Source organism: Streptomyces sp. NPDC056883, assembly GCF_042788835.1.
GTDB classification, from domain to species: domain Bacteria; phylum Actinomycetota; class Actinomycetes; order Streptomycetales; family Streptomycetaceae; genus Streptomyces; species Streptomyces stoeckheimensis.
The window spans coordinates 183,269-195,857 of sequence record NZ_JBHUBS010000010.1; the positions used below are offsets into that span (position 1 = coordinate 183,269).

Consider the following 12,589-nt stretch of genomic DNA (forward strand, 5'->3'; position numbering starts at 1 on the left):
ACCACCCCGCTTCCCCCTTCTCCCCACGTAAGGGTTCCCCATGTCCCGTCCCGGAGCCGCCCGCGCGCTGGTCGCAGGCACCCTCCTAGGCCTGCTCCCCGCGGGCCCCGCGGCCGCGCACGAAGCGCCGTACGATCTGGATGCCGCGCGCCCGGCTCCGTACGTCGCCCCCGAGCGGGTGCGCCGCGAGATCGGCGCGGACGAGCGGCTGGTCCTCGGCGAGGAGCACGCCGAGGAGCACGCCCGGACCCGCCTCGCGCTGAGGGACGCCGCCGACTACCCCGACACCACCCGCCGCGCCCGTCTGAAGGCCCTCACCGCATCCCAGGCCGAGGCCAACGCCGGTCTGGCGCCGGAGAAGTACGGCGTGTTCAAGGAGTACTTCGACTCCCCGGACTTCGCCGCCCACATCGCACTCCTGCCCACCGGCAAGGTGCTGCTCTTCTCCTTCGAACGGATCGAGACCAACCCCACCAAGGAACCCGCCCCCACCAACATCATCGGCGCCACGAACGCCGGCCGCGCCTTCCTCTGGGACCCGGCCAAGGGCACCGGCGCGGATGCGTTCACCAAGGTCACCCCGCCGGTGGTCGACATGCCCGACGGGACCGACTCGCCGCGCCCCGCACCGTTCTTCTGCTCCGGCCACTCCTTCCTGCCCAACGGCATGCTCGGGGTCTTCGGCGGCAACCTCGGCTCCAACGGAGGCAGCGGCGCCAAGCTCTCGCTGGTCTTCGACCCGTGGACGGAGACCTGGAGCCGCAACCAGGACATGGCCACCGGGCGCTGGTACCCCTCCGTGGTGACCGCCGCGGACGGCCGCCAGCTCATCATGTCCGGCCAGTCCGAGCTGGGCTGGGGCACCCCGACCCCGCTCGTGGAGCGCTTCCCCGCCCTCTCGCACCCCGTGCCCCGGGAGAAGACGGACGTCCCGCGCGACGTCCCGGTCGGCCCGTTCAAGGCCAAGGCCCCCTTCACCCGCGACTACCCCCATCTCTTCTCGCTCCGCGACGGCCTGGTCTACGGGCTCGGCCGGGTCCACGACGAACAGTGGGCCTTCGACCCCGTCAAGGAGTCCCGCACCGACCTGCCGCCCCGCCCCGACGGCAGCATGCGGCTGTACGGGGGAGCCGTGCCGCTGCCCGGCGGGTACGAGGGCCCCAAGGCGGCCCTGGTCATCGGCGGGGACCGCACCGACCCGAACACCTACACGCTGTCCGGGGGCCGCTGGACCGTCGACAAGCCCCGGGCCTTCGGCCGCACCCAGGACAACACCCTGCTGATGCCGAACGGAACGCTGCTGACGGCGGGCGGCGGATACGACATCCGCGACTACGGGAACGGAGTCCTGAACCCCAACGCCGACCTGAAGTACCGCCAGTTCGAGATGCGCGACGGGCAGGGGAACTGGAAGCTCGGCCCCGCCCAGCGGCTTCCCCGCGGCTACCACTCCAATGCCGTGGTGCTGCCCGACGGCCGGGTCGTGGTCACCGGCGACGAGCTCCAGCAGCTCGCCAACGACGCCGACATCACCGACGGGATGAACGGCACCATCGAGATCTACGATCCCTCCTACCTCCACCAGGGACCCAGGCCCGCCCTCGGCAAGGTGCCCGCCGGCCCCGTCGGCCACGACACCCGCTTCGAGGTCACCACGAGCACGCCCGACCGGGTCCAGCGGGCCGTACTGCTGGCGCCCACCACCGCCACGCACGCGGTCAACACCAGCCAGCGCCACGTGGACCTGCGGATCAAGCGGCGCGCGGGCGACACCCTCACCCTGCAGGCTCCGCCGAGCGCGGCCGCCGCTCCGCCCGGCTACTACATGCTCTTCCTCCTCGACGCCGCGGGAGTGCCCAGCGTCGCCCAGTGGATCAAGCTCGACTCCGGAGCGCCCGCGGCGCCGGCGCGCTGACCCCGGCCGCCTTCCGTCGTTCCCCCCTCCGGACCTGTGTCTCTTCCTCCCCCCGCCCCTTCGCCACTTGGAGCAAGCCGATGGCCCTCGCCCCGTCGCCGCCCCCGGGCTGCCCCCACACCGGACCCGCCCGCAGGACCGTCGTGCAGGCGGCGGCCCTCGCCGCCGCCGGTCTCACCGCGGGCCTCGCGCCCACGGCCCGGGCCGCCGAGGCCCCGGCCCGCCAGGCGGCGGCCCCGGCCGCGGAGCCCGCGCGGCGGGACACCGCCCCCGAAGCCCTCCCGCTGCGCACCGACCGCAACGCGCAGGGCGACATCCTCGCCGGGTTCCGCAAGGACCACGCCTGCTTCCTGTTCCTCCACTTCGGCGACGCCGACAAGGCCAGGCGCTGGCTGACCGGGCTGCTGCCCTCGATCTCCACCACCGAGGAAGTGGGCCGCTTCAACCAGGCCTTCAGCAGGGCCCGCCGGCGCAGCGGAGGCATCGACCCCGCCTCCATGGCCACCTTGTGGACCGGGATCGGCCTGACCCATCCGGGGCTGCGCCTGTTCGCGGGCAAGGAACCCTTCCCCGCCGCTCCGCCCGGCTCCAGCGCCGAGGCCTTCACCCAGGGTTCCGCCGCCCGCGCGCAGCAGCTCGGTGACACCGGCACCAGCGCCCCGCAGTCCTGGTTGTTCGGCGCCGAGGAACCGGACCGCGCGGTGCACGCCGTCCTCACGCTCGCCGCCGACCAGCCCGAACGCCTCGCCGTCGCCGTCGCCGAACACCACGCGGGCACGGCCGCGGCCGGCGGGACGGTCCTGTTCCGCCAGGACGGAGCCACCCTTCCCGGCGCGCTGCGCGGGCACGAGCACTTCGGCTTCCTCGACTGCATCAGCCAGCCCGGCGTACGGGGCTTCGACGAGCCCGATCCGGCCGACCCCGCCAGCGTGCTGGGCAAGCCCGGAACCCGGCTGATCCCCGCCGGCGAGTTCGTCGTGGGCCCCGAGCGGGTGAACAAGCGCCCCACGGGCCTGCCCGCCTGGGCCACCGGCGGCGCCTTCCAGGTGGTACGCCGCCTCGCGCAGGACGTGCCCGGCTGGTGGACCCAAGTCGCCCTGCGGCTCGCCGAACTCCAGCGCGCCGGCGCCGCTCCCGCCGACGCCGGCCGGGAATGGCTCGGAGCCCGCCTGATGGGCCGCTGGCCGGGCGGCATGCCGGTCGCCCTGTGCCCCGCGGCGGAGGAACTGCCCGTACCGGGCAAGCACCCCGACATCGGACTCGACTACAGCCAGGACCCGCAGGGCTGGCGGATGCCGCTGTTCGCGCACATCCGCAAGGGGAACCCGCGCGGCGGCCTCGTCCTCACCCCCGGCCGTCCCCCCGTGACCCAGTCGGAGCTCGACGCGCGGCGCCTGATGCGGCGCGGAATCCCGTACGGCCCCGTCTACAAGCCCGAACTGGGCGAGGAGCACGGTCCGCAGGCCCCGCGCGGGCTGGTCTTCGTCTGCCACCAGTCGGACCTGGTGGGGCAGTTCGAGCTGGTGATGCGCAAGTGGGTCAACGACCCCGAGTTCCCGGCCGGCCGCACCCCGCGCACCGGCTGCGACCCGGTGATCGGCCCCGACTCGCCCATCGCCTTCGAAACCCCCTCGGCGGACGGCACCGGCAGCCGGGCCAACACCCTCTACTTCGGCCGGTTCGTGCGCACCGAGGGCTCGGTCTACGCCTTCAGCCCCTCGCTCCCCGTCCTGCGCGGCCTGGCCAAGGGGGAACTCGACGCCTCCATCGAGTTCCACACCGGTTCCGTCCTGCGCCCCGGCGACGTCCTCGACGCGGGCAAGGCCCGGCTGACCCTCGACGCCACGGGCGACCTGGCCCTCCTCGACACCGCGGGCAAGCGCACCTGGCACACGTACACGGGTGGCGTCGGCCACGACGCCGTGCTCACCCCGGACGGCGAACTGCTCGTGCGCGACGCCGACGGCGCCACGGTCTGGTCCAGCGGGACCGGCGGCCACCCCGGCGCACGCCTGTTGCTGCGCCCCTCCGGAGAGCTGGTGATCCTGGACGGCAAGCGGGTGCTGTGGAAGGCGTCCGCCTCGTAGGGTGACCGCATGGCGATCACGGCACCAGTGACAGGCGACACCCGGCTGATCTACGGCTGCATGGCTCTCGGCGGGAGCTGGGAGCCCGGCCCGTACCGGGCCGAGGACATCGACGAGGCGGAGGCGGTGATCGAGGCCGCCCTCGACAGCGGGATCACGATGTTCGACCACGCGGACATCTACCGGCACGGAAAGGCGGAAGGCGTCTTCGGCGAGGTCCTCGCCCGCACCCCCGGCCTGCGCGAACGCATCACCCTGCAGACCAAGTGCGGGATCCGGCTCGCCGAAGGCGACCGCCCCGGCATCTACGACCTGCGGGGCGCGAGCATCCTCCGCCGTGTCGAGGAGAGCCTCACACGGCTGCGCACCGACGTGATCGACGTCCTGCTCCTGCACCGGCCCGACCCCCTGGCCGACCCGGCGGACATCGCCGAGGCGCTCTCCTCGCTGCACCGCCAGGGCCTCGTGCGGCAGTTCGGCGTGTCCAACATGAACGCCGCCCAGTGCGCCCAGCTGCAACGCCACCTCGACCTCCCGCTCGTCGCCAACCAGCTGGAGATGAGCCTGCACCGGCGGGACTGGCTCGAGGACGGGGTCCTCGTGAACACCCCGGCCGCGGCGGCCGTCGGCTTCCCGGCCGGCACCGTCGAGTACTGCACGGCGAACGCGGTCCGCCTCCAGGCCTACGGGGCCCTGGCCCAAGGGCGCTTCACCGGACGGGAGTCGAGCGTCGGGGAGCACGCGACCGCCGAGCACCTGCGCGCCCTGGCCAAGGCGAAGGACACGACGCCGGAGGCGATCCTGCTGTGGTGGCTGCAACGCCACCCGGCCCGGATCGCCCCCGTGATCGGCACCGGCCGCCCCGAGCGCATCCGGGCCTGCCGCGACGCCGCGCTGCGCGCCCCGGACCTCGGCCACGAGGAGTGGTACTCCCTGTGGCTCACGGCCCGGGGCGGTCCGCTTCCCTAAGGCACGTCCTAGCCGGGCGAGCCGACCGCGCACACCAGGATCGGGGTGGCCCGGCGCGGGTCCAGGGCGTTGCGGACCATGTGCCAGACGTTGAGGTCGTAGGCCTCGCCGATGTGGCCCACCGGGTCGAAGGGGCAGAAGTCCTGCACGTACTGGTTCTTGACCCCGGGCTCGCGGACGAACGCCGTCTCGGTCGGGGTCACCAGCTCGTCGTAGCGGGAGGTGATGACGGTGTACGCGATCCCGGGCTGGGCCACCGGACCGTCGTTCAGCGCCAGGATCGCGGGACCGCCGGGGACCTCGTCGGCGAGCACGGGGATGCCGATGGTGGTCACGATCTTCTCCATGGTCGCCCGGCCGATCAGCTTGTCGCCCAGGTCCAGCAGCCCGGCGGCGTTCGTGCCGTGGGTCGGGGGAGCGATGGCCACGACCGCCTTGATGTGGGGCTGGATGCCCTGCATCTTGGCGAGGTAGAGGGCCTGGAGCCCGCCCTCGGAGTGGCCGACGACGGAGACCTTGTCCGCGCCGGTCGCGCCGCGCACCTTCTCCACGTACTCCTTGATCTCCAGGTTCGAGACGGCCACCGGCTTGAGGCCGCCGACCAGCGGGAAGCCGTCGTAGGCGCCGTAGGTCAGGGCGAAGGTGCAGTAGCCGCGGGCGGCGAGGTCGAGCTGGAGGAAGTTGAGGTCCTCGTACCAGGTGGCGAAGGTGCCGTGGAGGAGCACCACGGGCTCGGGGTGCGCGGCGCTCGGCCGGCAGGAGAAGTCGTTGACCCCGCCTCCCGTGACGCTCTCGGAGGCGGCGTTCGCCGGAAAGGCGGCGCCGAGCAGGAGGGCCAGCGGGAGGGCGGCCCTGGCGAGCAGGGTGCGGGTGCGCGACGCACGGGTACGGCGAGCCATACGACATCTCCTGACGGGGGTCTGACGGGGGCTGACGAGAAGTCAGCACTGGTCGGACTGCACAGAATGCTCCGGTGCGCCGCCCGTGTCCCCTGGCGGTACGCGCAGAATGCTTCCTCCCGCGTTTGTGCACGGCGACAATGCGGGGATGGGCGATGCGGGCGGGACGGCGGGCACGGCACCGGGCGGGGCGGCGGGCGGGGAAGCCGGCGGGGAGGGTGCGGCCGCCCAGGAGCTCGCCGCCGCGCTGCTGCCCCGGATACCGGAGATGGCGGCCGAGACCGTCGCGAGGCTGACCGCCGACATCCCCGCCTACCGGCTGCTGCCCGACAGCGTCCTCGGCGGAGACCTCGTCGCGAACACCGAAGCCGTGCTGAACCTGTTCTTCACCACCGTCGCCGAAGGACGGGCGCCCACCGAAGCCGAGTTGGCCGCCCCCGTCGCCTGGGGCGCCGAGCGGGCCCGGGACGGGGTCCCCCTGGAGGCGGTGCTACGGGTCTACCCGCTCGGCGCCCGCCGGGCCTGGGAGCTCGCCGCGGCCGGCCCGGACCCCGTGGCCGATCCGTACGCCCTGGTCACGGGCCTGCTGGCGTTCCTCGGAGAGGTCATGCCCAAGGTCGCCGAGGCCTACCTGCGCGAACAGGCCGACCTCGACTGGGAGCAGCGCGAACACGGCCGCAACCTCGCCGGAGTCCTGCTCGCCGGCCGCCCGGCGCGCCGCGCGGCCGAACGGTACGGCCGCACCCTCGCCGAGCGGTACGAGGTGGTCGTCCTGCGCCTGCCCGAGGCGCCCGGCGGCGCGACGAACCGGATCCTGCGCGCCCTGCGCTCCGAACTGGACGGCAACCCGGAGGTGCTGGCCACCTTCAAGGGCGAAGGCGGCGTCCTCCTGGTCCCGCTCGCCCCGCTCGCACCGCCCGGCCCGGACGGTGCGACCCGGCGGCTGCTCGCCCGGCTCGACACCGCGGCCGAACTGCGGTGCACGGCGGCGGCAGCCGTCGCCGAGGACCACGGATCGATCCCGCGGGCCCAGGCCGAGGCCTCGGAAGTGCTCTCCCTGGCCGAGGACTTGGGGCGCCCGCCGGGGCTCTACCGGCTGGCCGACCTCGCCGTCGAGTACCAGCTCGTGCAGCCCGGCCCCGCCCGCGACGCCCTGGCCCGCGTCCTGGCGCCCCTGGACGACCAGCCCCATCTGATCGCCACGCTGCGGGAGTTCATCGCGGCCGGCTACCGGCGCGCCGAGGCCGCAGAAGCCCTCACCGTCCACCGCAACACCCTGACCTACCGCCTGGGCCGCATCCGGCTGCTCACCGGCCACGACGCCACCGACCCCACGGGAGCCCGCCACCTCGCGGCCGCCCTCACGGCACACGCCGCAGCCCACCGCACCGGCCCCTAAGCCACCCCGGCGAGCCGGTTCCCCGCCGGGCCGGTCAGAGCACCGGCGGCCGGCCCGCGGCCGTGAGGCGGGCCACGGTGCGCCAGCGGAGCGGCCGGCGCAGCTGGTCGTGCCGGGTCGCCCATCCTTCGCGCAGGCCCTGGAGCGAGTCCCGGAGTCCGCCGCCGCGCAGCCCGCGCAGCGCCGTGACCGCCGTCCAGATGCCGAGGTACGCGGGGATGAGGGGCGTCGGGAGGTTGCGGTAGGCGAGCCAGACCCGGTTGCGGGCTGCCAGCCGGTGGAAGAGCACGTGCCGGGTGGGGCTGGTGACCGGGTGGTGCATCCGGACCTCCGCCGCGTACCAGCCGGTGCCGCCCTGCTCCCAGAGCCGGTACGCGAGGTCGATGCCTTCGTGGTACAGGAAGAAGTCGGGCCAGCCCCCGGCCGCGTCGAAGGCGTCCCGGCGGACCATGACCACGCCCTCGGTCATGGTGGCGATGGTGCCGGGCCGCCCCGGATCGCCGGTACGCAGCCGGGGCACCCAACGCCGCGGCGTCGTGGTGTCGTCGGGCCCGGTCAGCCGCGGCTGGACGTACGCGGCCTCCGGGCGCCGGCGGGCTTCGGCCACCAGCCGGGACAGGACGTCGGGCCGGGGGAAGGAGGCGTCGTTGTCGAGGAAGAAGAGGAACTCGCTGCCCGTGTCCCGCAGGGCGAGCGCTCCGCGGTTGCGGCCCTCGGGGATGCCGAGGTTCTCCGGGAGGGGGACGACCGTGGCCCCGTCCACCGAGAGCGAGGGGTGGCAGCCGTTGCCGACGATGACGACGCGGAGCTCGACGCCCTCCTGCGCGAGGAGCGTGCGGACGGCTGCGGCCTCCTCTTCGGGGCGGTCGTTCATCGTCAGCAGGACGACGTCGATCCCGGTCGCGGCGGGGGAGGGGGAGGCGGGGGAGGGGAACGTGGAGGAGGCGGGCACGGAGCGGATGCTATCGGAGCCGCCGTGCCCGCCCCCGCCTCCGCGCCTGCCCCGCGCCTGCCCCCGCCGGGAAGCCGGGACGGTTCAGGTGAGCGGGACCAGTCGGGACGGTCCGTGCGCCGATGCGAGTGCGGAGGTGGGCGCGAGCGGGGCGTCGGTGGCCGCGCCCAGCGCGCTGCCGGCCAGCCAGGCGTCCCAGCCGAGGTTCCAGTCCCCGAACCCGTTGGCGAAGGGGGCCATCGGCTCACCGCCGCTGTTCACCACCGACACCACGTCCCCTTCCCGCACCGTGTCGAAGAACCAGGCCGCGTCGGCGGTGCTCATGCCGGTGCAGCCGTGGCTGACGTTCTCCTCGCCCTGCGCGTCGACCGACCAGGGCGCGGCGTGCACGTACTCCCCGCTCCACGTCACGCGGGTCGCGTAGAAGACGGGCAGGTCGTAGAACTCGCTCGTACCGCGCTTGATGCCCACCGTGTCCCCGCGCATGCGCACCTTGCGCTCCTTGCCGAGCACGACCTTGATGCCGGTGCGCGTCAGGAAGCCCGCCTTGCCGGTGGTCACCGGGATGGTCCGGACGGTCCGGCCGTTGCGCCGTACGGTCATCTCGTGCGCGGCGGCGTCGGTGACCGCCTCGATCCGGTCCCCGATGGTGAACCGCAGGGACTCCGAGGGACCGCCGTACTGCCGTTCGCCGACCTCGACCCCGTCGAGACCGCTGACCACGTGCACCACGGCGTGGGCGGGCCAGTAGGTGCGGGGCCGGTAGTGCAGGGTCGAGTCGTCGACCCAGTGCCAGGCCCCCTCCACCGCCGGTTCCGAGGTGACCTGCAGGGCCCGCTCCAGCCGGGCCCGCGCCGCCGGGTCGGCGGCCGGGACGGGGTGGCTCAGGGAGGCCGTCACGATCTGTCCGGCCCCGTACGTGCCGGGCCGGGGCCCGAACTCGGCGGTGAGCCGGTCGTCCGTCGCCGTCTCCGTTGCCGCCGTCCGGAACGCCATGGTCACGCCGACCGGGGTGCCCGCCGCGTCCTGGGCGCCGACCCGGACGGTGTAGGTCTCACCGGCCCGCAACGGCTCGGTGTTGCTCCAGTGGTGCCCGTGGGCTCCCAGGGCGCCGCCGACGTAGCGGCCGTGGCCGTCGTGGACGGTGACGTAGGTGAGCAGGCCCGGTCCGGCAAGAGCGATTTCCAGGGGGCCGGCCGCGTCGGTGGGCAGCACGACCGTGTGCGCCGCCGCCCGGGCCGCGCCGCGGGACGAGGGATCGCGGACCACGGAACCGGCTCCGCTGGCGGTGGCCCGGACCAGCTGCTCCTCTAGTCCGCCGCACAGGCCGGCCCGGAAGGCGTCCATCGAGCACCGCCGGCCCCCGTCGTCCAGCACCCGGCCGACCAGCAGCTCGACGGAGCCTGCCGGTGCACCGCCGGCCTGCTGCCCGTCACCGGACCGCGACGCCGCCTGCGGCGCGGCGGCGACGACGAAGACCACCCCGACCACCGCCCCGGCCACGCTCCACGTCCTGCCCCGTCGCCGGAGTCCTCCACGGTGTGTCGATGACAGCATGCGTGCCACGCAGCCCTCCCAGATCGCCTTCGGCCGGATGGCAGCATCAAAACGATTTCCGGGCAGCCCGATGATCATGAACTCGGCCCATGGGGCCGAACGGGCACCGAAGAGGGCTCGTACGGAGTAGGGGAGGGGTGCGTCAGGCCGTCGCCGTGACGTTCGCGGAGGCGGTGACATTGGCGATGAACCCGGCGAGGTTCGCGACCGTCCGCTGGATCTTCTCCTCCAGGGTGAGCGACTCGTGGAGCCGTGCGTCCGGGCCCGCGTCCTTCTTGCCCCGAACGTAGAGCGAGCAGGCGAGGTCCCCGCAGATGTACGCGCCCACCGTGTTGCCCTGCTGCCCGGCCTTGCCCGCCTTCGGCGCGACCATCAGCGAGACGCCCCCGGTGTGGGTGGTCAGACACAGCGAGCACATGCTGCGCCGCGCCTGGGAGGAGGTGACGCCGGAGGAGCGCAGCGCGAGGGCGACCGGGCGGCCGTCCCGCTCGGTGACGAGGTAGGCGCGCTCGGGGGCCTTGGGGTCCCACCAGCCCAGGAAGTCCAGGTCGGCCCAGGGGCGGTCGGCCAGGTCGCGGGGGACGGACAGGCGCTTGGCCTCGCCCTTGGTGCAGTTCACGAAGGCGGCACGGATCTCTTGCTCGGTCAACGGCTTCATGAGCGGCAGGCTAATTTGCCTAAAGGTTTTAGGCAAATGCATAATGGCTATCGCCAGCTAGGAGGCACATGATGGTTCGAGCAGGACTGACCGCCGAGCGGCTGACCCGGGCGGGGGCGGAGCTCGCCGATGAGGTCGGCTTCGAGCAGGTGACCGTCTCGGCGCTCGCCCGGCGGTTCGACGTCAAGGTCGCGAGCCTCTACTCGCACCTGAAGAACTCCCAGGACCTGAAGACCCGGATCGCCCTCTTCGCCCTGGAAGAACTGGCCGACCGGGTCGCGGCAGCCCTGGCCGGGCGGGCCGGCAAGGACGCCCTCGCCGCCTTCGCGGCCGCCTACCGGGACTACGCCCGGCAGCACCCCGGCCGCTACGACGCCGCCCGGCTCCGGCTCGACCCCGAGACGGCGGCCGCCAGCGCGGGCGTCCGGCACGCCCAGATGACGCGGGCGATCCTGCGCGGCTACGACCTGACGGAACCCGACCAGACGCACGCGGTCCGGATGCTCGGCAGCGTCTTCCACGGCTACGTCAGCCTGGAGCTGGCCGGCGGCTTCAGCCACACCGCCGTGGACCCGCAGGAGTCCTGGGACTGGATCGTGGACTCGCTCGACGCGATGCTGCGCCAGCCCGCGACCTCGTAAGCCCGCGACCTCGTAAGCCCGCGACCTCGTAAGCCCGCGACCTCGTAAGCCCGCGACCCCGTGAGCCCGCGACCCCGTGAGCCCGCGACCTCGTAAGCCCGCGCCCCCGAAACGCCCGCGCCCCCGTAACGCTTGCAACCCCGTAAACCGAGCACACCCATGACCCCGATCACCATGAGGCTGAGGCGATGACCACCGACCACGACCGGATCACCACGCCGATCACCGAAGACCTCCTGCGCGGCGCGGCCGACGTGGAACGCACCGAGCACGGGCTGCTGCCCCACCGGCTGCCCGCCCGGGCCCGCCCGCAGATCCCCGACGACCAGCTGGCCACGGCCGAGGCCCGTCCGTCCGGCGTGCGCCTCGCCTTCCGTACCCGCGCCACCGTCATCGAGCTGGACGCCCTGCCCACGAAGCGGGCCTACCGGGGCTTCCCGGTCTCGCCGGACGGCGCGTACGACCTCGTGATCGACGGCGTGCTCACGGCCCGGGCCACCGTGCCCGGCGGCAGGGTCCGCACCCTCGACCTGGCCACCCAGGCGGTCGAACTCGCAGAGGGGCCGCCCGGCACCGCCCGCTTCGCGGAGCTGCCCGCGCGGGACAAGGACGTCGAGATCTGGCTGCCGCACACCGAGATGACCGAGCTGATCGCGCTGCGCACCGACGCCCCCGTCACCCCGGCGCCGGACAGCGGCCGCAGGGTGTGGCTGCACCACGGCAGCTCGATCAGCCACGGCTCCAACGCCGAGCGCCCCACCGGCACGTGGCCGGCCCTGGCCGCGGCGCAGGGTGCGGTGGACCTGCGCAACATGGGGTTCTCCGGGAGCGCCCTGCTGGACCCCTTCACGGCCCGCGCCATGCGCGACACCCCCGCCGACCTGATCAGCGTCAAGGTCGGCATCAACATCGTCAATCTGGACGTGATGCGGCTGCGCGCCTTCGTCCCCGCGGTCCACGGCTTCCTCGATACCCTCCGAGAGGGCCATCCGAAGACGCCGCTCCTCGTCGTGTCGCCCATCCTGTGCCCGATCCAGGAGGACACCCCCGGCCCCCTCACCACCGACTTCAGCACCGGGACCCTGCGGTTCAAGGCGCTGGGAGACCCGGCCGAACGGGCCGCCGGGCGCCTGACGCTCAACGTCATCCGCGATGCGCTCGCCGCCATCGTCGCGCAGCGGGCGGCCGAGGACCCGCACCTGCACTACCTCGACGGCCGCGACCTCTACGGTGCTTCGGACCACGCCGAGCTGCCGCTGCCGGACGACCTGCACCCCGACTCCGCGGGCCACGTGCGCATCGCCGAGAACTTCGCCCGCCACGCCTTCGCCGCCGGGGGCCCGTTCGCCCCGTCGGCCGGCTGAATCACGCTGAACCACGCTGAACCACCTCGCGCCGCGGTCCGGCGGGGCCGCCCCACAGGGCTCCGCCGGACTCGCCGCCCGCGCGGCCGCGCGTCACAATGACGGCACGCACGCCCGGTGCCGGGAGCTTCGACGGCCCGTCATTTTG

General features: G+C 73.8%; 10 protein-coding genes. 6 read left to right on the forward strand and 4 right to left on the reverse strand.

The annotated features are described in order from the left end of the window. The first annotated feature begins 40 nt into the window (after positions 1-40). The 3 genes from ACFRU2_RS24385 to ACFRU2_RS24395 all read left to right on the forward strand — a co-directional run bounded on the left by ACFRU2_RS24385 (position 41) and on the right by ACFRU2_RS24395 (position 4,971). A complete protein-coding gene (locus ACFRU2_RS24385; RefSeq protein ID WP_382975546.1) occupies positions 41-1,915 on the forward strand; it encodes a galactose oxidase-like domain-containing protein in 1,875 nt (624 codons plus the stop codon). Between the two features lie 80 nt (positions 1,916-1,995). Beyond that, positions 1,996-4,002, forward strand: a complete 2,007-nt coding sequence (locus ACFRU2_RS24390) for a peroxidase (RefSeq protein WP_382975548.1) — start codon at positions 1,996-1,998, stop codon at positions 4,000-4,002. Between the two features lie 9 nt (positions 4,003-4,011). Further along, complete coding sequence (locus ACFRU2_RS24395; RefSeq protein ID WP_382975550.1) at positions 4,012-4,971, forward strand: aldo/keto reductase family oxidoreductase; 960 nt, start codon at positions 4,012-4,014, stop codon at positions 4,969-4,971. An 8-nt stretch (positions 4,972-4,979) separates the two neighbouring features. Here the strand turns inward: ACFRU2_RS24395 and ACFRU2_RS24400 are convergent, their stop codons facing one another. Further along, positions 4,980-5,870 carry an esterase/lipase family protein gene (locus ACFRU2_RS24400; protein ID WP_382975553.1) on the reverse strand — a complete coding sequence of 297 codons (891 nt, stop codon included), beginning with the start codon at positions 5,868-5,870 and terminating at the stop codon, positions 4,980-4,982. A 148-nt stretch (positions 5,871-6,018) separates the two neighbouring features. Here ACFRU2_RS24400 and ACFRU2_RS24405 point away from each other — a divergent pair, with 148 nt between their 5' ends. After that, positions 6,019-7,269: a PucR family transcriptional regulator gene (locus ACFRU2_RS24405; RefSeq protein ID WP_382975555.1), complete on the forward strand. Its 1,251-nt coding sequence runs from the start codon at positions 6,019-6,021 to the stop codon at positions 7,267-7,269. A 34-nt stretch (positions 7,270-7,303) separates the two neighbouring features. On the opposite strand, the gene ACFRU2_RS24410 is transcribed toward ACFRU2_RS24405, so the two are convergent. The 3 genes from ACFRU2_RS24410 to ACFRU2_RS24420 form a co-directional block, all read right to left on the reverse strand. Next, complete coding sequence (locus tag ACFRU2_RS24410) at positions 7,304-8,221, reverse strand: glycosyltransferase family 2 protein (RefSeq protein WP_382975557.1); 918 nt, start codon at positions 8,219-8,221, stop codon at positions 7,304-7,306. 84 nt (positions 8,222-8,305) lie between these two features. After that, positions 8,306-9,724, reverse strand: coding sequence for an Ig-like domain-containing protein (locus ACFRU2_RS24415; protein ID WP_382975560.1), 1,419 nt, complete (start codon positions 9,722-9,724; stop codon positions 8,306-8,308). A gap of 196 nt (positions 9,725-9,920) precedes the next feature. After that, on the reverse strand, positions 9,921-10,436 hold the full coding sequence (locus tag ACFRU2_RS24420) for an FBP domain-containing protein (RefSeq protein WP_382975562.1): 516 nt from the start codon (positions 10,434-10,436) through the stop codon (positions 9,921-9,923). Positions 10,437-10,507: 71 nt separating this feature from the next. On the opposite strand from ACFRU2_RS24420, the gene ACFRU2_RS24425 reads away from it, so the two are divergent. Together ACFRU2_RS24425 and ACFRU2_RS24430 are read left to right on the forward strand one after the other, a co-directional pair. After that, positions 10,508-11,077: a TetR/AcrR family transcriptional regulator gene (locus ACFRU2_RS24425; protein ID WP_382975773.1), complete on the forward strand. Its 570-nt coding sequence runs from the start codon at positions 10,508-10,510 to the stop codon at positions 11,075-11,077. A 188-nt stretch (positions 11,078-11,265) separates the two neighbouring features. Beyond that, complete coding sequence (locus tag ACFRU2_RS24430; protein WP_382975564.1) at positions 11,266-12,441, forward strand: GDSL-type esterase/lipase family protein; 1,176 nt, start codon at positions 11,266-11,268, stop codon at positions 12,439-12,441. Positions 12,442-12,589 lie beyond the last annotated feature (148 nt).